A 22,352-nucleotide genomic window follows, 5' to 3' on the forward strand; every position below is an offset into this window, starting at 1 on the left:
AGTAACTCCTTATCTCTCAATAATTTGCTATCGACGATATCATATTAAACCGAGTGTGGTGATACTTGATTTAATATAGGTTGATAAAATAGATTACTGAAAAAATTGTTGCAGCTTTGGTGATTAATATTATGGTTAATTAAATCTTTTTATAGGCTGCTTGTTATGAACACCACAATTGAAACAATACTCAATCATCGCTCGATCCGCAGTTTTACTGACGCTGATATTTCTGATGAGCAATTAAATGCGATCATTGCGGCAGGTATTGCGGCTTCTAGCTCAAGTATGATCCAAGCAACCTCTATTATTCGTATCACTGATCCAAATAAGCGAGCAGCATTGGCGCACCTTGCTGGTGATCAACCTTATGTTGCTCAAGCGGCTGAGTTTTTGGTGTTTTGTATTGATTATCAACGTCATTATTCAATTAGCACTGAGATCAAACCTGAATATACTGAGTTAGCCTTAATTGGTGCAATTGATAGCGGTATTATGGCGCAAAACTGTTTAGTCGCTGCGGAATCAATGGGTCTTGGTGGCGTGTATATTGGTGGGCTGCGTAATAATCCGCATGAGGTTGATGCGCTACTTAACTTACCGCCGTATTGTGCGGTTTTATTTGGTATGTGTTTAGGTGTACCTGCGCAAGATCCACAATTAAAACCGCGTTTACCAATGGATATGATTTTACATCAAAATGAGTATCAGCCATTAAATAAACCACTGTTAGCACAATATGATCAACAAACGATGGCATATTACCAGCAGCGTTCAAGCCATAATAAACACCAAGATTGGTCTAACACCGTTACTAAAACCCTTTCAAAAGAGTCGCGTCCATTTATAGCGGAATATTTTCACAGTAAAGGGCTGATGGAAAAATAGCGCTTGTTGAGCCTCGATGAGGTTAGTAACTATCAATAAAAAGGGTAGCGAATAGGTTATTATCGCTACCCGATATTGATGAAGATTACATATAAATAAACTGCCGATATAGCTTATCAAGCTCGGCTCTTATTGATTGTATTTGGGCATCATCGTTATTATCACAAGCGGTTAATAATCCTTTCTCAGTGGCAGTGATCTGCTGGCATAAATCTGTAATGTTGGCACAAAACTCAGCTGAGTGTATGCCTTCATCTGTAGCAGTGATGACACTGCGCTGCGATGAGGTCGGCGTAATCTGATGCGCTTGATTATAGAGCTGTTGGCGCTGACGACGCTGCTGTGATTCATCAATCGCGCTTTTCATCGCTGGCGTGATTTTATCGGCATATAAAATGGCTTTACCGTTGGCATTACGGGCGGCTCGACCAATGATTTGAATTAAGGCTTGGCTCGAACGTAAGAAACCAGCATGATCCGCATCCAGAATCGCTACCAACGATGCTTCTGGAATATCCAGCCCTTCGCGTAATAAGTTGATGCCGATTAATACATCATATTGACCTTGGCGGAGCGCATCGATGATCTCTACCCGTTGTTGGGTTTTGACATCGGCATGAATATAGCTGACTTTAATGTCGTGTTGCTGCATTAATTCATATAAAGACTCGGCACTTTTTCTGGTCAGGGTGGTGACTAATACCCGTTCATTTTTTATGACCCGTTGCGCTATTTGTTCTAGTAAATCATCAATTTGGGTGGCGAGCGGCCGCACTTCAACAATCGGATCGAGTAAACCTGTTGGGCGAATAATCTGTTCGACAACATGGCCTTGAGATTGCTTAAGCTCATAGTCGCCAGGTGTTGCTGATACAAAGATCGTTTGTGGTTTTATTTTTTCAAATTCACTGAATGTGAGCGGGCGATTGTTTTTGGCTGACGGTAAGCGAAAACCATAATCAATTAGCGTTTCTTTGCGGCTTTGATCACTGCGTTGCATTGCCGATATTTGCGGCACCATCACGTGTGATTCATCAATAAATAATAACCCGTCTTTAGGTAAATAATCTAATAAGGTAATTGGTGGTAACGTCGCATCACGCTCATTGATATAACTGGCATAATTTTCAAGCCCAGAGCAGTAGCCTAGTTGCTGCATCATTTCGATATCATGCATGGTACGTTCATATAACCGAGCTGCTTCAATAATTCGATTATCCTGATTAAGTTCAGTAACACGTAATGCTAAGTCTTGCTGTATCTTAACCGACGCTTGAGTCAGTTTTTCTTTGGAGGCTGCATACAAGGTTTTTGGGGATACAAAGTAGTGCTCAATATCGCCTTCTACCTTGCCTGTTAATGGATCTAGCCATTGCAGGGTTTCAACCTGATCATCAAACAATACCGCTCGTACTGCTTTGGATTCCGAGTCGGCAGGATAAATATCAAATACATCACCATGAACTCGAAACGTGGCGCGTTCAATGGTGCGATCACAGCGATTATATTGAAGTGCGGTTAAACGTTGAATAAAGTCTTGGCGAGTAATTGTTGCGCCAACAAATAGCGGAATTTGTACGGCGCGGTATTGGTCGGGATCGCCTAAGCCATAAATAGCCGAAACCGATGCCACTACAATCACATCTTTACGCTCGATTAAGGATTTAGTGGTCGATAATCGTAACCGTTCAAGTTGCTCATTAATGGCTGAGTCTTTACGAATAAAGCGATCACTGCCGGGAATATAAACTTCAGGTTGGTAGTAATCATAATAAGATACAAAATATTCGACCGCATTTTCAGGAAAGAAGCGTTTCATTTCGCTATAAAGTTGCGCGGCGAGAGTTTTGTTATGTGCCAAAATCAGTGTTGGGCGTTGTAAGCGATGGATCATATTCGCCATTGTGAAGGTTTTGCCTGAACCTGTTACCCCTTTTAGGGTCTGGTGAGTGATGCCTTGCTCAACGCCATCAATCAGTTTAGCTAACGCTTGTGGTTGGTCGCCAGAAGGTGGGTATTTTGAATGTAGAATAAAAACATTGTCCGGCATAGTGAGTCGCCTTTTTTAGCTATTTATTATTAGTTTCTAACGTCAACATACGCTTATTTGAATCGAATCTCTAACTCAATAATCGACCATGTTGATTAAAATATACTAGATGAATCGATATTAGCCTTGATTAGCTACGACTTTTTTTATGGACCGATAATTGGAATAGGTAATAAGCAGGCCTGCGATCACGATAAATAATCCGCCACCAAGGGTGTTATAGGTTGGCAATTCATCAAATAACCAGTAGCCAAAGATGCAGGAAAAGACAATCTGAAAATAAAAGAACGGCGCAACATGCGATGCTTCGGCAATGTTCATGGCTTTAATTAAACACAGCTGCGATACAATAGTGACGATAGGAATAGTGATAAAGTAGGGTAAGGCTGCTAGTGTTGGCGTTTGCCACATCTGCGGCTGAATAATGAGTAGCAAGCTTGAAATAGTGCCAAGAATAAAGAACGAATTAATCAGCACCGACAGCAGTGAGATCTTAGAATCAATAGTTTTAGTGATCAGGTTGTAACCAGAGTTTGTTATCGCAATCAGTAAAGGCAATAAATACACCCACTGTAAGCCTGTTATATTGGTTGGGTTAATCACCACCACTACCCCAACAAAGCCCAATAAGGTTGCGATAATTTTTATTGGGGTCAGGGTTTCTTTGAAAAATAAGGTCCCCCCGAGCATATAGGCGATACTGCCCATTTGCACAATGATGATATACATTTCCAACGGTATATATTTTAACGCAATCACTGACGTTACTGCACACACTAAAAATAATACCGCCCGTAGGATTAATTTAGTGTTAGTGGCAAAAATGGCCGTTTTTGTTTGCTTAGGCATAAAAATAGCCATGCATAAAAAAGGGATCGCAAACCTAAAAAATACCATTTGAATCGGGTGGTATCCGTGTTGTATCAGGTATTTATCAGCGCTGTCTTTAAGGGTTAATGACAAGGTAGCAACGATAATTAACATCGCACCGAGCATATTATGGTTTTTGATCTGCATGGTATTTTTATCGTTTGGTTAATTTGATGCCATTAAAAATGGATAATTCCTTATTAGCATAAAGTGTCTGTTTCTGATCTACCATGATTTTCAGCAAACTATTTTGGACGTTAAAAAATAATAGCCAGCCGTTAAAGGTTGGCTATTAGGATTAACAAAGAGGGTTTAAAGTAGGTTAAATATAATCGCTGAAATGGCAATTAAACCAATCACAGTCACAAAAGCATTACTTATTTTACCGCGGTACTTTTTTAGTGATTCAATATTTCTAATTGCATACATTGGCATGATAAACAAAATCATAGCAATTACCGGACCGGAAAAGGTTTCCATAATGCTGAGTACACTAGGGTTAATGACTGCGGCATACCATACTGATATAAATAATATCGCGATGGTGAGTTTGTTGGCGAGTTTAGGCGTGATATTGGTGTGTTTAGTGATAATGCCGTTTAGACTTTCACGCCCACCGAGAAAATGACCAAAGAAAGAAGAGGTGATGGCAATACACGCAATAAAAGGCCCTAATGATTCAATCACGCTGCTATTCATCTCATTGGCAAGGTACGACAAAATTGAAATGTTTTGTACTTTCGCTTCCGCTAATTGAGCAGGAGATAGACTCAGTACACATGAAAACACAAACAACAATACGAAGGTGATAAGCATCATCGAAGTGTGTTTTAAAATGTAATCGACCTTAGTGCTAGCCTGAGCGCCGTAATGACGTTTTTGAGCGACAGAAAAACTGGAAATAGCAGCAGTATGACTAAACGCAAAAATAGTGGTTGGAATAGCAAGCCAAAGGGTTTTACCAAAATCGGAGGCGCTAGGTACGGTTGCAAAATCAGGCATTTGCCAGTGTGGGATTAGATAAATAGACAATCCAAATAAAATAAACACTAACGGATAAACAATAATCTCAAACGCGCGTAATACCATTTTTTCATTAGTTAGCATAACGCCGATCATTAAGGTGACTAATATCCCTGAAAGTAATATTCGTGGTGGAGGGGTCATCTGTAACTGGTGGACAATAAAGCTTTCAACAGTATTGGTTAAGCCAACGCCATAAATCATCAAAATGGGGAAAATAGATAGAAAATATAATACTGAAATCATCAAGCCAAATTTATGGCCAAAGTGCTCTTCAACCACATCGGTAAATTCGGCTTGAGGTTGTTGAGACGATAAAATAAACCGTGCTAAGCCGCGATGGGCAAGAAATGTCATAGGGCCTGCCAGCAATGCCATGACAATTAATGGCCAGAGTCCACTGACACCAATATTAATCGGTAAAAATAAGATCCCCGCCCCGACGGCGGTGCCGAACAGGCTAATGATCCACGTTTTATCGTGTTTAGTTAGGTTTTGCTTATTATGATTAGAAAGTGTTTCTGCATTAGGGTAAGGCATATAACTGACCTTTATATTAGTATTTTATTATAGGTATGTTGGTATCGGTACTGATGTTCGCATGAGCGTAGTTATCGGTGTGATGTTGAGCTTAGAGAAATAAAAAAGCTTCTATTTTGCAATAGAAGCCTTATTGAAGAATTATAAATTAGGCGAGAACGCTTTCTGCCGAGACATAAGGTAAATCAAGAGCTTGAGCTACGCTTTGACAGGTAATGTGGCCACGATAAACATTTAACCCATTTAATAAATGCGGGTTGTTTTGAAGGGCTTGTTGATAGCCATTATTAGCAAGTTCAACAATGTAAGGCAAAGTTGCGTTATTAAGTGCAACTGTTGAAGTACGCGCAACTGCCCCTGGCATATTTGCCACACAATAATGCACGACATCATCAACAATATAAGTAGGATCATCATGAGTAGTGGCATGTGATGTCGCAACACAACCGCCTTGGTCTATCGCAACATCAACGATAGCTGCACCAGGTTTCATTTTTTTGATCATCTCAGCGGTGACAAGTTTAGGTGCAGCAGCACCGACAACCAGCACTCCACCAATCACTAAATCAGCCTCTAAGACATGGCGCTCAATAGCATCATTGGTTGAATAAACGGTTTTTAGTTTGCCATTAAATTGCACATCAAGCTGACGTAGCACGTCAATATTGCGGTCTAAAATTACTACATCGGCTTGCAACCCTAGTGCCATTTGAGCAGCATTATTACCCACTACACCGCCACCAATGATAACGACTTTTGCGGGCTCAACCCCTGGAACGCCACCTAATAACATGCCGCGTCCACCACGTGATTTTTCAAGTGCAAATGCACCCGCTTGAATCGACATTCGTCCTGCAACTTCAGACATCGGTGCGAGTAAAGGTAAGCGTCCATGTTGATCTGTTACTGTTTCGTAGGCAATACAAATTGCTTTACTGCGAATAAGATCTTCTGTTTGAGCTGGATCGGGGGCAAGGTGGAGGTAAGTAAATAGAATTTGGCCTTCACGTAGCATAGCGCGCTCAATCGCTTGCGGTTCTTTAACCTTAACAATCATTTCTGACTCGAAAAATACCTCGGCCGCTGTTGGTAAAATTTGCGCGCCTGCGTCGATATAATCTTGATCGCTAAAACCGATTCCCGAGCCTGCTTGAGTTTCGATATATACGCTATGTCCATGAGAAACAACTTCTTTTACTGCTGCTGGAACCATGCCAACACGGTATTCATGAGTTTTAATTTCTTTTGGTACACCTAGGATCATAATAATCAACCTTGATTTTGTGTTATTGGAATGTGGGTATTTGTTATTGGTATGTTTATAGGTTAGGCCAACTTTGTTGGAATGTGCAACTATTTTTGTGGTTAATTAAAGCGGTATCAACTACTTTTGTTGTTGATGGTGGTGATTAAATCTAAGTTTGATCGGTATCACAGTCTAAATGATTGTTGTTTTTTTCGTTTTATAAGGTGAGTAATTAAAAAAGTTGTAGAGTGAGGTTGATTAGCATTCATAGCGGTACAGGGATTTTGGATTCATTAGTGTTGATAGATTAATGCAAGCGGGTTAAATATGTATAAATACGGTGGTTAATCTTAAAATTGACGTAAAAACTATTGTGTTATTATCGCCAAAAGGCATATTAGATGACTATTTGAGTCATTTAGCCATTGGAGTCTACTGCTGTGCTTAACCGAACCACCGTTATTTCGACATTATTGCTTTCTTTATCTTTCGTGGCACCCGCTGCATTTGCGGGCACAACCCAGCATAATAGTTATCAAGTTCTTCCTGCTCAAAATGAAATTGTGACTAAAACGGATTTTGGCTATCAGACCTATATTTTCCATTTCACTGCGAATGGGCAGCGGTTATCAAGTATAGATTTTGTTGATCATATGGAAACGCAAGCAGCAGCATGCAAAAACTGGTTATATGTTCCTGCATTCAATAATCTTAATGTTGCTGACGAAGTCGTATTACGAGTAAGTACCAATTACAATCCAAGCACCCACAATTGTACTGCCCATGCTTATGCGGGTAATAATGGTGGCAATATGGATCGAGTATTAGCCTTGTTTCAAAAGAAAGAGTATGTCGATATCGCAGGGTTTAATTTATCAGCCAATGGTTTTACTTCTGCGGTCGAGGACTTGTAAACAAGTATTATTGTGACTCAATAACCGTTAGATGAATATTGGTCGGTAGAAAGATGGTGACTTTAAAACGTGATAGTCACCATTCGCGTATTAGGTGGTTATCTGAATTAATAAAACAGTTAATTCAAACTAAAGTGAACACATTACGTAATATTAAATAAACAATAATCGTTATAGTTAAATCTAATTAATGTCGGTGGTGCTGAGCAAGGTTTGTATATCATGACAACAGCCACCACAGCCTGTACCTGCGGTTGTTATACGACATAATGTCGATAGATCCTGTATTTTATTATTGGTGATCGTATCAATAAGTTGTTGTTTCGTTATTTGCTTACAAACACAAACAATATCAGAGGCGGTAAGCTTATCTTCGCCGTTAAGGAACTGATGAACGTTAATATCGTTAACGTCATTACCAATAATGTTTGCCGATGTGGTGCAGTAACGATGGCTATTATGGGGATGAATAACCACAGAGGCTAGGCAGCGATTATTGTTAAATACCACAGCACGGCGGCTGTTGTGAGTAATAGCTCGTAAGGAGTGTTGCGTCGAAGTCATGAAATGGGCCATTAATATTTGCTCTAAGGCGCTTGAGGTCAGATTTGAGCTGATAAAATATTGATAACCGGCTGCGACTTTTTTACATACCCAATAGAGTGCTGTTGATGCGGTAAGCTCAGTTGCTGCGATTGCGGTGGTGGTCGTTAAAATAGCATCAGTGGTGTAGGTGAGTGGTGACAGTTGAACAGCTGTTGCTTTATATTGTGGCTGTCCTGAAATCGAATCGCGGTGTTCACCAATAAGCGCGCAAACACTGCCTGCTGATGAAGTCTGCTGAGTCCAATGAATGGCGATAAATACCTGTTGAGGTTTGACATCGGTAGTAATACGGACTCGAAAAATAGCTTCGCCGTAGTGGCTGGTTACCGTTACTAATTGATTATCTATAACTTGGTAGTGATTAGCATCTGTTGGGTGTACTGATATCAATGGTTGTTGAATATGATCAGCTAGCGAGGCCGCAAGCCCGGTGCGTGTCATGGTATGCCATTGATCTCGAATTCTGCCAGTATTTAGTAATAAGGGATAAGCCGCTGAAGCGTGAGTTATCACTGGGCGATAAGGGGTTGCAATAAAACACGCGCGCCCATCTTGAGTTGGAAAAATACCGTCACTAAATAATCGCTGCGGGTTACTATTATCACCATTAATTGGCCATTGCTGCGGCAATAAATGATCATACTCGGCAGCGGTTAAGTTGCTTAATCCGCTAAGGTTAAGCAAGCGTGGGCTTTGATGAGGGTGATTGTTGGTTGCCGTTAATGCAACATGTTCGGTAAAGATTTGGGCTTCATTGGTGTAATTAAACTGGTTTTCAAATCCCATTCTTTGTGCGATCTGAGTGACTATCCACCAATCAGGTTTGGCTTCGCCTTGAGTGGGAACTAAACGTCGTTGACGGGAAATACAGCGCTCAGAATTGGTGACAGTGCCTGACTTTTCACTCCAACCTTGAGCTGGAAGTTTGATTGTAGCATGGCGTAGCGTATCGTTATTATCGACACAATCTGAGACGATCACACACGGACATTGAGCCAGTGCTTGATTGATTTTATTACTGTTAGGTAAGCTAGCGGCAGGATTGGTGGCGATGATCCATACCGCTTTTATTGATCCATTGGCAATCGCATCAAACATATCAACTGCTTTAAGCCCCGGCTTAGTCACCAGTTTATCGGTTTGCCAAAAATCACTGAGTAACTGCCAATGATCGTGGCGATCAAAACTTAGGTGCGCCGCTAAGGTAGTTGCTAAGCCGCCGACTTCACGTCCGCCCATCGCATTAGGTTGACCCGTAATAGAAAAAGCGCTCGCGCCTAGTTTGCCAATTCTTCCTGTCGCTAAATGGCAGTTGATGATCGCATTGACTTTATCTGTGCCTGATACCGATTGATTTACGCCTTGAGAATATAGTGTCACAGTGCGTGAATGAGTGGCAAACAGCTGATAGAAGCTGTGCAGTTGCTGCTCACTGAGTCCGGTTAATTGGCTTACCTGTTGTTGATCTAAAGCGGTTGCTGTTGTTAATGCGGCCGTAATATTGTTGGTATGGGCATCGGTATAATGTTGATTAATATAGTCATTGCTATGTAAGTAACTGAGTAAACCATTAAATAGTGCGACATCACTACCTGCGGTGATTGAAAGGTGTAAATCAGCAATCTCACAACTGGCAGTATGGCGCGGATCAATCACCACAATTTTAGTATTATGCTGTTGTTGTGCTTGTTTAAGACGCTGAAAAAGTACTGGATGACACCACGCAAGGTTCGAGCCTGTTAAAATAACCACTTCAGCGGCTTCTAAATCATCGTAACAGCCTGCAACACAATCTTCACCAAATGCCCGTTGATGGCCTGCGACAGCTGATGACATGCACAACCGTGAATTGGTATCAATATTAGCGGTGCCAACAAAGCCTTTTGCTAGTTTATTAATTACATAATAATCTTCGGTGAGTAATTGTCCGGAAACATAAAACGCAACCGCATCAGGACCATGGTTATCAATAATATTCTGAAGCTGATTTGCTGTTTCATTTAAAGCTTGGTTCCAGCTAACAGGTTTATTTAATATTTGTGGCGTTAGCATACGATTATTTGTGGTGAGTGTTTCTGATAACGTTAATGCTTTTGCACACAGTTTACCTTTATTAGCAGGGTGTTGTTCGTCACCTTTTATTTCTAGTTGACCATCATGATTAAACCGTGATTTTATTCCACAACCAACACCACAATAAGCACAGGTTGATTTTTTCCATGAGCTTTTTTTATTCATTGATGACGGCTCCTTTTATTAATGTAGCCATAATAGATGGTCATTAATAAATACAGGCAACATATGTACCAATAGCCATTAAATATTTTACGTGTTCGTTTTTTATTGATTAAGCATTTGATTTTATTTGTTATAGTTTTTGGTTTATTAATTTGTTTTAGCGCTATTATGGTTGGTTAATATTTATTATTAATCATTTTGGTGCAACAGTAGATTAATCCTGCACCATCACGGTGTTTATTGTTTTTAATATATCTTAAATAAGTTTTTCTTTGTTGGTAATTAATTAATATTTACTTTTTTAATTCAGGTGCTTGATGGTTTTATTTGTTTTTAAATGCAGGCTGGCATTAACATTGCTGAATAAATAACAGTCTCAAATAACAATATGAAATAAAAATAAAAGTAATGATGATTTTAAAATAAGAGGTGAACAATGAAACCATTGCAGCCGCAACAATATTCGTTAGTGACTAATGACGCTGAGATTCAATGGTGTCAGGTAATACAATCGAAGAATAGTCTGTCTCACTCAGGAACAGTGACGTTAGTCGGTGCAGGGCCTGGGGATCCTGATTTATTAACATTAAAAGCGTTAAAAACTCTTGAGCAAGCAGATGTAGTGGTTTACGACCGCTTAGTCAGTGCGGCGATTATGGCGTTGATTCCAGCTCGCAGCCAAACCTTATGTGTCGGCAAAGCCAAAGGCCAACAAAGCATGACTCAGACTGGAATTAATCAGTTATTAGTGCGGTTAGCCCAAAAAGGAAAACACGTGTGTCGCCTTAAAGGTGGCGATGCATTTGTGTTTGGTCGTGGTGGTGAGGAAATACACTATTTACGTCAGCATAGTATCAAGGTCGATGTTGTACCAGGTATTACTGCCGCGAGTGGGTGTAGTGCCTATGCGGGAATTCCATTAACCCATCGTGGTGTGTCTCAAGGGTGCACGCTAGTCACGGTTCACGCCGAAAAAGATCTTGATATTCAATGGCAAGCATTAGCCAATCTCAACCATACCTTAGTGTTTTATATGGGATTATCCAAAGTTGATCTGATCTGTCAGCAATTAGTGTTGGCAGGATTAAAGGCGGCAACACCTGCTGCAATAATAGAAAAAGGCTGCACTGCTGAACAGCGACTCATTAGCGCCACATTAGCGACTCTAACCGAGCAAGTTAACCGTCATCAAGTTTGCTCTCCAGCATTAATTATTATTGGTGAGGTGGTGAGTTTAAGTGACAGCTTAGCGTGGTATCAACCTCAAATGGATGCGCTGATGTCAATGAATAAACATCACCAGTTGGCATAAACACAGGGAGAATAACATGAATAAAAAGCGAGTGGTTATTGTTGGTAATGGCATGGTTGGGCATCATTTTATTGAGCAGGTATTAGCCCTTGATAGTGCTAATGACATCAGGTTGGTGACTTTCTCTGAAGAAGATCGCTTAGCCTATGACCGAGTGCAACTGAGTCATTATTTCAGTGATAAAACGGCGGCAGATTTAGCCCTTGTCGATGAGGTTGATTATCAACAAGCAGGGGTTGGTTACCATATTAATCAACAAGTGACAGCAATTGAGCGAGAGCATAAATACATTGTTACCGCTCAGGGGAAAAAGATTGACTATGATCAGTTGATCTTGGCAACTGGATCATACCCCTTTGTGCCACCGATTACGGGTAATGATGGTCAACATTGTCATGTCTATCGCACTATTAATGATTTAAAAGCCATTGCGGCATCAGGTAAAAGCAGTCGAGTTGGGGTGGTGATTGGTGGTGGTTTACTGGGACTAGAAGCGGCAAATGCACTGCAAAATATGGCATTGGAAACCCATGTGGTTGAGTTTGCGTCGCAGTTAATGGCGGTGCAGCTAGATGAAGGCGGCGGCGCGGTATTACGGCAAAAAATTGAAGCATTAGGCGTACATGTCCATACCAGTAAAGCAACCGAGAAAATCGCAACTGGCGATCATTGCCGCTATAAACTTATTTTTGCCGATGGTACTGAATTAGAAACAGATATGGTGGTTTTCTCAGCAGGTATTCGCCCGCAAGACACGCTAGCAAAACAAGCGGGGCTGACAGTGGGTGAGCGTGGTGGTGTTGTGATTAATGATCAATGCCAGACCAGTGATGCTGATATTTATGCCATTGGTGAGTGTGCGTTATGGAATAACCGTATTTTTGGGTTAGTGGCACCGGGCTATAAAATGGCACGGGTGGCAGCGTCGACGGTATGCGGTATTGAGGCGGCATTTACGGGTGCCGACATGAGCACCAAATTGAAATTATTAGGGGTTGATGTCGCCAGTATCGGTAACGTTCATCATGATGTTGATGCTGCTCAAGTGTTTACGTTATCTCATGATATTGAGCAAAGTTACCAACGGATCATTGTTTCCAAGCAAGGTGATAGATTACTTGGGGCAGTATTAGTTGGTAATGTTGAACAGTATTCGCAGCTATTACAACTAACACTCAACCAACAGCCATTACCCACCCCGCCGTCGTTATTATTAATGCCAAAGGCGTTAGCAGCGAGTGCTCAACTGACCGCAAGTGATGATCTCCTTGGTGATGAGGCGCAAGTATGCTCATGTTTTGATGTGACGAAAGGCCATATTCGTCAAGCTGTTGCTAATGGTTGTAGCGATATGGCTGAGCTTAAAACCATCACTAAGGCCAGTACAGGTTGCGGCGGTTGTGCCAGTTTTGCTAAACAAATTATGCAAACTGAATTAGCAGCGTTAGGCCACCAAGTGAATCACCATTTATGTGAGCATTTTAGCTATAGTCGCCAGCAGTTAGCCGACATTATTAGAGTTAAAAAAATTAAAACCTTTAGTGCTCTATTAACTGAATATGGATCAGGATTAGGCTGTGATATTTGTAAACCGACTATCAGTTCAATTTTAGCTTCATTTTGGAATGATTATATTTTGGAGCCACAACATGTTGGCCTGCAAGACACCAATGATATTTATCTTGGCAACATGCAAAAAGACGGTACTTATTCGGTTGTGCCGCGTATTCCTGCAGGTGAAATTACGCCTGAAAAATTAATTATATTAGGCCAAGTCGCACAGCAATTTAAACTGTATACCAAAATAACCGGTGGTCAGCGAATTGATTTATTTGGCGCCCAGTTACATCAATTGCCTCAAATATGGCAGTTACTGGTGGATGCGGGTTTTGAAACTGGACACGCCTATGGTAAATCGGTACGAACCGTAAAATCTTGTGTCGGATCAACATGGTGTCGTTATGGCATGGCAGATAGCATGGCGTTTGCGATCGATCTTGAAAATCGCTACAAGGGCTTACGTTCACCGCATAAGCTTAAGTTTGCCGTTTCTGGTTGTACCCGTGAATGTGCAGAAGCACAATCTAAAGACATTGGTGTAATAGCTACTGAAAATGGCTGGAATTTATATGTTGCGGGTAATGGCGGCATGCGTCCACGTCATGGCGATTTGTTTGCCTCAAACATTGATAGCGATACTTTAATTCGTTATATCGACCGTATTTTGATGTTTTATATTCGCACTGCCGATAGGTTGCAACGGACCTCGGTCTGGTTAGAAAACCTTGACGGTGGCATTGATTATTTACGCCAAGTGGTGATTGATGATGCGTTAACGATTAATGCTGAACTTGAGCAAGATATGGCAACCAGTTTGAGTAATTACCAATGTGAGTGGAAAACTACCCTTGAGTCACCACAAGAGTTGCGTCGGTTTCAACATTTCATTAATAGTCGTCAGCCTGATTTGGGGTTGCTATATCACACGGTTCGTCAGCAACGAGCGCCAATGACATGGCCTAAAAGCGCAGATTCGATTGCAATTGTTAATATTACCGAATAAGGATAAATAATGATTAATCAATGGATTACTGTGTGTAATGAAAATGATTTATTCCTTGATGCCGGAGTCTGTGCGTTGGTCAATGGTCATCAGATAGCGCTGTTTCTATGTGGTCATAATAATAGCCTCTATGCGATTAATAATTATGATCCAATCGGCAAAGCGAACGTGCTGTCACGGGGGATTGTTGGCTCATTAAACGGTACGGTGGTGGTGGCATCCCCTTTATATAAACAGCATTTTTGTCTTGAAAGTGGTCAATGTGTCGAGCTGGCTGAAACGCTAGTACCGACATACCCTGTGCGCCGCGATAACGGTAATGTTCAGGTGCAATTGGTCGTTTCTTTATTGGGTAAATAGGGAGCAATAATGTCGAATTATCACAAGTTTAATTTGTTCTCTTTTCGCGGCAAGATGAAAATACTTCATATAAGTTGGTTAGCTTTTTTTATCACATTTATGGTGTGGTTTAATTTCGCCCCCTTGTTGCAAGCCGTAAAAACCTCGTTAGGGTTAACCACAGAGCAGATAAAAACCTTATTAATATTAAATGTCGCATTAACTATTCCAGCGCGAGTCGTGGTTGGTATGTTAACCGATAGATATGGCCCACGGCTTGTGTATAGCTTGTTATTAGTACTGTGTGCGATCCCTTGTTTTGTTTTTGCATTTTCAACCACGTTTATGCAAGCCGCTATTGCCCGTTTTGCGCTCGGTTTTATAGGTGCAGGGTTTGTGATTGGGATTCGATTAGTGTCGGAGTGGTTTCCCCATCATGAATTAGGCACTGCGGAAGGTATTTATGGTGGCTGGGGCAATTTTGGCTCTGCGGCGGCGGCATTTACATTACCGACGTTAGCATTATGGTTCGGTGGTGATGATGGTTGGCGTTATGCGATGGCAGTAACTGGCGGGTTAAGCGTTATTTTTGGGGTGATATTTTATTGGACGGTGACAGATACTCCCAAAGGTGCAACCTATTATAAATCCCATCATGTTGGTGCTATGGAAGTGACATCACGCGGAGATTTATGGCTATTAACTGTTATGAAAATCCCCATGTATGCCGCAATGGCGTTATTGGTGTGGAAGCTGTCATCGCCAGCGATTGGTATGTTAAATGCTGATATTAGTTATGGTATTTATATCGTTTTAGTTGGATTGTATTTATTTGATATTAAACAACTGTGGCGAGCTAATCAGCAAATGTTAATCAAGCCTGTAGCCGCCATTCATCGCTATTCTTTTCGGCAAGTTGCGGTGCTTAATGTGCTGTATTTTACTACCTTTGGTTCAGAGCTTGCGGTGGTATCGATGCTGCCATTATTTTTCGCTGACATCTTTACCTTAACCCCTGTGATGGCGGGTGTGGTTGCATCTTCCTATGCGTTTATGAATTTAGTCTCTCGCCCTGGTGGCGGCTGGTTGTCGGATAGATTTGGCCGTAAATCAACGTTACTGATTTTAACCGCTGGCTTGGCAATTGGGTATTTGTTAATGGCTAATATTAACGCCAGTTGGCCACTATGGAGTGCGGTATTAGCAGCAATGATATGTTCGTTCTTTGTTCAGTCAGGAGAAGGGGCTGTGTTTGCTGTGGTGCCATTAATTAAACGCCGCATGACAGGTCAAATTGCAGGTATGACTGGGGCGTACGGTAATGTTGGTGCGGTGTGTTATCTGACTATTTTATCGGTGGTTGAATACAGTACTTTTTTTGTCATTATTGCATTAACCGCTATCTTAGGTTTTGTGGCGTTATTAGCACTGCAGGAGCCATCAGGCACAATGGCCGAGATCAATGATGATGGTAGCGTGACCTTAATTGATGTCAGTTAGTGGCATAACCGAGTCATTCAATAAGGAATATCATGACGGTAACTAATCTGTCGGTAGGTTATGGTGGTTATTCTGATGCAGGAAAAAAGCAGCAAAATCAGGATGCCTTTGCGGTGTTATCCCCCTCAAAAACGCTAGAGTTACAACATAAAGGGGTGGTGGCGTGTATTGCTGATGGTGTTAGTTGTAGTCATCGCAGTTATATCGCCAGCCAATTGAGTGTTGTTCATTTTATTGAAGATTATTTAGCGACCGCCACCACGTTATCGGTTAAGCAAGCTGCTTCTTCGGTATTAAATACGCTTAATTCATGGCTATTTGATGATGGCCACCAAGCAGGGTTACCGCAAGATGCTGCTGTGAGCTCTTTTTCAGTGGTGATCATTAAATCCAATACGGCGCATATCTTTCATATTGGTGATTGCCGAGTGTATTTATGGCGTGATAGCAATTGTTGTTGCTTAACTCAAGATCACCGCCGCAATCATCATGATGGTCAACACTATCTTACTCGTGCACTAGGAATGGATTCGCACCTACAAGTGGATTATCAAACCATCGCGTTAAATGTCGGTGATAAGCTCGTGATGACCACTGACGGTGTGCATGATGTTGGTGATATTGAACAATCAATTGCAACCACGATGACGACTGAACCTCTATTATCTGGCTTACAACAGCAACAGTGTTTAGAGCGGCAAGCGCGTCAGTTAGTCACGAATGCTCAGCTACAAGGATCACCAGATAATGCCAGTTGTGTGGTGCTAGAGATTGCAGCGCTACCTTTGCCTGCTGCTGATGAAATTTTAGCGGCGTGCCGTCATAAAACTATTCCGGCTGCACTTAATGTTGGGCAACGAATCGATCAATTTGTTATTTGCCGTATTCTTGATGCAGGCTGTCGAAGTCATATTTACTTGGCCAAGTCGAATGATGATAACAATTATTATGTATTAAAAATGCCATCGCCCAATATGGTTGATGATGTCCAATACCTCGATTGTTTTGTGCGTGAAGGTTGGCTAGGACGACAATGTCAGTTTGATGGAATAATGCCAATATTTAATCATAATGCCCAATCAGCGTTTCTCTATCATGTGTGTGAATATCTTGAAGGTTCTACACTGCGGCAGTGGATAATCGATAATCCCAATCCACCCTTGGCGACTGTGCGAGTGATTGTTACTGAAATTGTGGCAGTGATACGAACCTTACAACGACAAGGTATTTATCATGCCGATATCAAACCCGAAAATATTATATTAGGCCCTGATTTAAGGGTGACTCTGATTGACTTTGGCAGTGCGTGGATCAATGGCTATCAAGAGTTAGACATAGCACAGACTTACTCTCATCCTCGAGGAGATTTAAATTACCTTGCTCCTGAATGTCATGCTGGTGGCAATCCATCATTGTTGAGTGAGCAGTTTTCAGTTGCAGTTGTGATCTATGAAATGCTAACCGGATCATTACCTTACCCACGTTTAACACCTCATAGTAGCGTACCTGTCGCCATCAAAATGAATTATACCGCGCTCAATCATTATCGTGCAGATTTACCGTTATGGTTAGATGTGAGCCTCAAGAAAAGTTGCCATCCGTATGCGCAATATCGTTACCAAGCGCTTTCTGAATTAGTGATTGCATTAGCCACTCCCGCCCCCTTACCGACAATGATGCAACAGCCATTAATTGAACGTAATCCATTGCTGTTATGGCAATCTATTAGCCTAATATTGTTAGTAATTATCGTGTTACAAGCTTTTTTGGCAACCTAAATGTAAAACAGCGTAAAGGTGAGTGATCGCCATATATTCGAAAAAATAGCTTTGCTAGTATTGTATTCCTTATGAGAATATATGGTGCTGGTTGATCCTAGCGCATGTTGTTTAATGTTCTAGGAAGTAGATCATGATAAAACGAACAGTCATTTCAATGGTGGTAATAACTGCTTTAGCATCCGTTATTACAGGTTGCGATAGTGGCGCTAATTTAGCGGCTAAAAAACCAACTGCAGCTGCGGCACAAGTTGAAACCCAAACGATTAATGCACGTACATTGGTTAAGCAAGTAACAGGCTATGGCGTGATTAATAGCCATAATGTTGTGACGCTAAAAAGTCTACAAACCAATAAAATAACCGCTATTTTGTTTACTGAAGGGCAGACAGTTGTCAAAGGACAACGATTAGTGCAGTTAGATCCCCGTGTAGCCACAGCAAAAGTGGCCCATGACCAAGCATTATTGGCGGCAGCAAAATCTACCTGGCAACGCCAAACGCAATTAAGTGCTAAGGGCGTTATTTCTCGTAGCAGTTATGATGACAGTGAAAGCAGTTATAAGCAGGCATTAGCGCAGTTAGCGCAAGATAAAACCTTATTAACCGAACTGACCATAAAAGCGCCGTTTGATGGCGTGATCAGCCAAACTGATTTCCATGTTGGTGATGTGGTCACCGTCGGTAATAGCATCGCAACGTTATACTCCCCTCACCAACTCACAGTCGAATATCAACTACCAGCACAACAACGCTCAGAGTATAAATTAGGCCAGCAAGTGTTGGTGCAATCAGAATTAGATCCTACGACTAAGGTTACTGCTACGGTAGACTACATTGCACCTAATACGGTAACGGGACTAGTGACATTAAAAGCGCAATTACCGCCTGATGCGCCATTCTCTCCAGGACAAAATATTAACGTTGTTCAAAAAACGCAGCTATTACCTCATCAAGTAACGATTCCAACATCAGCGTTAATGACCAATATACAAGGCGCACAGGCATTTATCGTGGTGGATAAAAAAGCGCGTTTACGGGATGTTAAAGTTGGTGAATATTATGATGGTTATGTACAAATAATTTCTGGTTTAGCAGCAGGAGAACAACTGGTTGTTAATGGTCAAAATTATTTACGCACTGATCAAAAGGTTGAAATTGTTGTTCCTAAACAGTCTCAACCACTATCGTCTTCACAACCACATTCAAAAGAAGGTAAGGCATGAAATTAACAGAGCTTTGCCTTCGCCGCCCAGTGCTATGTACTGTGTTGTGGCTGATTCCAGTATTTATTGGGTTACTGTTTTGTCAAAAATTACCGTGGCGTTATACACCCCAAATTAGCCAATCTAAAATTCAAGTCTCAGTCCATGATAGTGCACTTGCTGCACAAAATATGATGACTGAAGTATTGATCCCAATTCAAAATGCTATTGCAGGTACAGAAGGGATCAGCCATTTATCGGCAACCGCGCGCCAAGGTCGAGGCAATATTATCATTGACGTTGCTGCCAGTGTTGATGACAGTGAAATTGATACCTTAGTCAGTGAGATCCATAATGATATTGGCAATATAGAAAGCCAGTTACCGGATGATATTTCGCCACGCGTGTCTAAATCTGATGATCAGGGCATGCCTGCAATGTTGATTGGCTTAACCCCTGGGCCGCATCAAGCAGAGTATGAATTTCATCAATATGGTATTGATACATTGTTGCCGCAGCTAGAACAGCTACCAGCTGCAGGATCAGTGAGTGTTGCGCCTAGTTCTGGCCAATCGGTGCTGATTACGCTTAATCCAGATAAAGTGCAGCATTATGGGTTAACGTTAAATAAAGTCATTAATAAAATCGCTGATGTTGACAGTATAACGGCACTTAGTGGGCAAACATCGGGGTCTCAAAGTCAATATCAATTGGTATCTACTGGTGCAATATCCAATCTTAATGATATTAAAAATACCATTGTGGCTATGTATCAGCAGCAGCCAGTACGGTTATCCCAAGTTGCGACGGTGGAAATTGGTACGCCAAGTAGCCAGTTGGAATTAAAGCCGATGGTGGATTTTTCTAAGCAAAGTGCGATGTTATTTGTACTTAATCCACAATACACCGCGACCGCCAATCCATTAGTGTTATCACAGCAAGTGCATCAATTGTTGAATTCGACCACCTTACCAAGTGGCATGAAAGCGACAGTATTACTGGATAAATCGACCTTTATTATTACTTCGCTTAATGATGTTTATATTGCGATTGGGTTAGCGGTATTGTTGGTAGCTGGGGTGATTTGGCTGTTTTTAGGTAATTTACGCATTGCGCTAATTCCAATCGTGACCATTCCCGTATGTTTATCGTGCTCGTTTATTATTCTTAAACTGGCCGGATTTAGCATTAATTCATTAACGTTATTAGCAATGTTATTAGCTGTTGGGTTAGTGGTTGATGATGCGATAGTGGTGGTTGAGAACGTGCATCGTCAACTGCGGCATCATTCGTCAGTGCGTAAAGCAACCGTGATTGCTTGTCGTCAAATTGGATTTGCGATTATTGCAACCACACTGACATTGGCTGCTGTGTATATTCCGGTAGGGTTAGTTGATGGTATTACAGGACAGTTATTTCAACAATTTGCATTTACCTTAGCGGGTACGGTGATTATCTCTGGAGTAGTGGCATTAACCTTATCACCGATGATGTGCAGTAAAATGATGAACCATCAACCACCGGGTCGGTTTGAGATATGGATCAATCATCAGTTAACTCGTTTGGCTCATGCTTATCAACGGCTATTAACAGCGACCATTGATTATCGTAAAACAACATTAGTTATTATGGTGGTTGTTTTAGCCAGTAGCTATTGGCCATTTATGCAAACTCCCTCAGAAATGTTACCGACGGAAGATTCTGGACAAATATTTTTATTTCAGCCGTTAGTGGGTAGTAGTGATGACACTAGCGAACAAAAAATGATTGATAACATGAATCAACAGTTACGCCAGATCCCTGATATTGAGCATGTAGCAATTTTAGCGAGTAGTGATTTTATTCGTGGTTTTGTAACTTTAAAACCGTGGGATCAGCGTAAGTTATCCGCGCTAAAAATCAGTGAAATGATCAATGCTCGGTTAAAAGTTGGCGGTAATATTGTCTTTACCGGTGTCATCCCCGCGATTGAAACCGGCGGCGGTCGCCGTGGTAACAGTAATGGTATTGATATCAATGTTAGTAGTAATATTGATGAGCAAACACTGGCACAAGAAATGCGTGAGGTTACGCATAAGATTCAGCAATCACCGCTGTTTGATCATGCAAGAAGCGCGCTAAAGTTCGATCAGAATCAATTTAGCATTGAGATTAATCGTGTGTTGGCATCGCAGTATGGTGTTCCACTGCATAATATTCAGCAAGTATTGAAATTAGCTATGAGCGGTAAATCATTCAGTAATGATATGAGCTACCAAGGGACTAATTATCCACTGCATTTACAATTAGACTCTGCTTATACCTTAACGCCGAATACGATAAAACAACTGAAGATCAGTAATAATAAAGGCATATTAGTGCCGTTATCTGAGCTAATTACGATTAAAAATAAGCTTGGTCCACGTTCTCTTGAGCAATATGATCGTGCGACATCTGCTTCATTATCGATTCGATTAGCGGAGGGAGTTAGCATGGGACAGGGGATTAACGCCTTAAATCAGTTATTGCCTACTGTGTTGCCAGCTAATGCGCGTTATACCTATGTCGATAGTGCTAAACAATATTTAGATGCTAATCAACAAATGTTGTTCGTATTTATTGCAGCGTTAGTGTTTATTTATATGGTATTAAGTGCGCAATTTGAGAGTGTGGTTGATGCACTGGTGGTGATGCTGTCATTACCGATTACGTTATCAGTCGCGTTATGGGCATTATATAGCAGTGACTACAGTTTAAATGTCTACTCGCAAATAGGGCTCGTCACTTTGATAGGTTTGATTTGTAAACATGGCATATTAATTACTGAATTTGCCAATGAATTACAGGCACAAGGATTATCACCACGAGCGGCTATTTTAGAAGCAACCAAAACCCGTTTAAGACCAATATTAATGACGTCATTGACGATGATCTTAGGGACGTTACCATTATTGTGCGAAACCGGCCCCGGCGCTAATGCGATGGGATCGCTAGGGATCATTATTATTGCTGGGATGGCGTTAGGTATTGTTGATCCACTATTTGTGGTGCCAAGTGTGTACTTGATGGTGCAAAAGTTAAAACGAACCAAGACTTCAGTCACGGCCTCTAATATCGATTAAAATAGTGTTGCTACTGCGGTTGATTATAACTGTGGTTTTGGTGGTGTTAGCTGCTATTAATGATAGATATCTTGATACTGTCATTGTCGCTAAAACCAACTAGACTTTAAGCATTGGTATGGTTGTTTAAAGTCGATGTATTAGTACTGACACGAGTTTCGTGAAATAGGGCTCTGACAA

The 22,352-nt window shown here is 41.3% G+C and carries 14 protein-coding genes; 9 read left to right on the top strand and 5 right to left on the bottom strand.

The features are described from left to right. The first annotated feature begins 165 nt into the window (after positions 1-165). Complete coding sequence (nfsA, locus tag G6R09_RS06830) at positions 166-888, top strand: oxygen-insensitive NADPH nitroreductase (RefSeq protein ID WP_163921362.1); 723 nt, start codon at positions 166-168, stop codon at positions 886-888. Between the two features lie 85 nt (positions 889-973). On the opposite strand, the gene uvrB is transcribed toward nfsA, so the two are convergent. The 4 genes from uvrB to ald all read right to left on the bottom strand — a co-directional run bounded on the left by uvrB (position 974) and on the right by ald (position 6,635). Then, positions 974-2,938, bottom strand: a complete 1,965-nt coding sequence (uvrB, locus tag G6R09_RS06835) for an excinuclease ABC subunit UvrB (RefSeq protein ID WP_163921365.1) — start codon at positions 2,936-2,938, stop codon at positions 974-976. 120 nt (positions 2,939-3,058) lie between these two features. Beyond that, positions 3,059-3,955 carry a DMT family transporter gene (locus G6R09_RS06840; protein WP_163921367.1) on the bottom strand — a complete coding sequence of 299 codons (897 nt, stop codon included), beginning with the start codon at positions 3,953-3,955 and terminating at the stop codon, positions 3,059-3,061. A 165-nt stretch (positions 3,956-4,120) separates the two neighbouring features. Beyond that, positions 4,121-5,371, bottom strand: coding sequence for an HAAAP family serine/threonine permease (locus tag G6R09_RS06845; protein WP_065166409.1), 1,251 nt, complete (start codon positions 5,369-5,371; stop codon positions 4,121-4,123). A gap of 148 nt (positions 5,372-5,519) precedes the next feature. Next, positions 5,520-6,635, bottom strand: a complete 1,116-nt coding sequence (gene ald, locus G6R09_RS06850) for an alanine dehydrogenase (protein WP_065166408.1) — start codon at positions 6,633-6,635, stop codon at positions 5,520-5,522. Positions 6,636-7,057: 422 nt separating this feature from the next. On the opposite strand from ald, the gene G6R09_RS06855 reads away from it, so the two are divergent. Next, positions 7,058-7,531, top strand: coding sequence for a hypothetical protein (locus G6R09_RS06855; RefSeq protein ID WP_065166407.1), 474 nt, complete (start codon positions 7,058-7,060; stop codon positions 7,529-7,531). 183 nt (positions 7,532-7,714) lie between these two features. Here G6R09_RS06855 and G6R09_RS06860 read toward each other — a convergent pair whose 3' ends face one another. After that, positions 7,715-10,375 (bottom strand): nitrate reductase, encoded by a 2,661-nt coding sequence (locus G6R09_RS06860; RefSeq protein WP_163921370.1) that lies wholly within the window; start codon positions 10,373-10,375, stop codon positions 7,715-7,717. Positions 10,376-10,811: 436 nt separating this feature from the next. Between G6R09_RS06860 and cobA the strand changes: the two genes are divergently transcribed. The 7 genes from cobA (at position 10,812) to G6R09_RS06895 (ending at position 22,172) form a co-directional block, all read left to right on the top strand. Further along, a complete protein-coding gene (cobA, locus tag G6R09_RS06865) occupies positions 10,812-11,687 on the top strand; it encodes a uroporphyrinogen-III C-methyltransferase (protein ID WP_163921373.1) in 876 nt (291 codons plus the stop codon). Positions 11,688-11,703: 16 nt separating this feature from the next. Next, entirely contained in the window at positions 11,704-14,250 is a 2,547-nt protein-coding gene (nirB, locus tag G6R09_RS06870; RefSeq protein WP_163921376.1) for a nitrite reductase large subunit NirB, read from the top strand. A gap of 12 nt (positions 14,251-14,262) precedes the next feature. Further along, positions 14,263-14,610 (top strand): nitrite reductase small subunit NirD, encoded by a 348-nt coding sequence (nirD, locus tag G6R09_RS06875; protein WP_065166572.1) that lies wholly within the window; start codon positions 14,263-14,265, stop codon positions 14,608-14,610. A 9-nt stretch (positions 14,611-14,619) separates the two neighbouring features. Next, positions 14,620-16,089, top strand: a complete 1,470-nt coding sequence (locus tag G6R09_RS06880; RefSeq protein ID WP_163921379.1) for a NarK family nitrate/nitrite MFS transporter — start codon at positions 14,620-14,622, stop codon at positions 16,087-16,089. 32 nt (positions 16,090-16,121) lie between these two features. Continuing rightward, positions 16,122-17,867: a bifunctional protein-serine/threonine kinase/phosphatase gene (locus G6R09_RS06885; protein ID WP_163921382.1), complete on the top strand. Its 1,746-nt coding sequence runs from the start codon at positions 16,122-16,124 to the stop codon at positions 17,865-17,867. Between the two features lie 133 nt (positions 17,868-18,000). After that, positions 18,001-19,092: an efflux RND transporter periplasmic adaptor subunit gene (locus G6R09_RS06890; protein ID WP_240345707.1), complete on the top strand. Its 1,092-nt coding sequence runs from the start codon at positions 18,001-18,003 to the stop codon at positions 19,090-19,092. Further along, entirely contained in the window at positions 19,089-22,172 is a 3,084-nt protein-coding gene (locus G6R09_RS06895) for an efflux RND transporter permease subunit (protein WP_065166401.1), read from the top strand. Before G6R09_RS06890 ends, G6R09_RS06895 begins: the two co-directional genes overlap by 4 nt. The last annotated feature ends 180 nt before the right edge of the window (positions 22,173-22,352 follow it).

Origin of the sequence: Photobacterium sp. Alg240-V54, from assembly GCF_900537155.1 — a bacterium.
Classification (GTDB): Bacteria; Pseudomonadota; Gammaproteobacteria; order Enterobacterales; family Vibrionaceae; genus Photobacterium.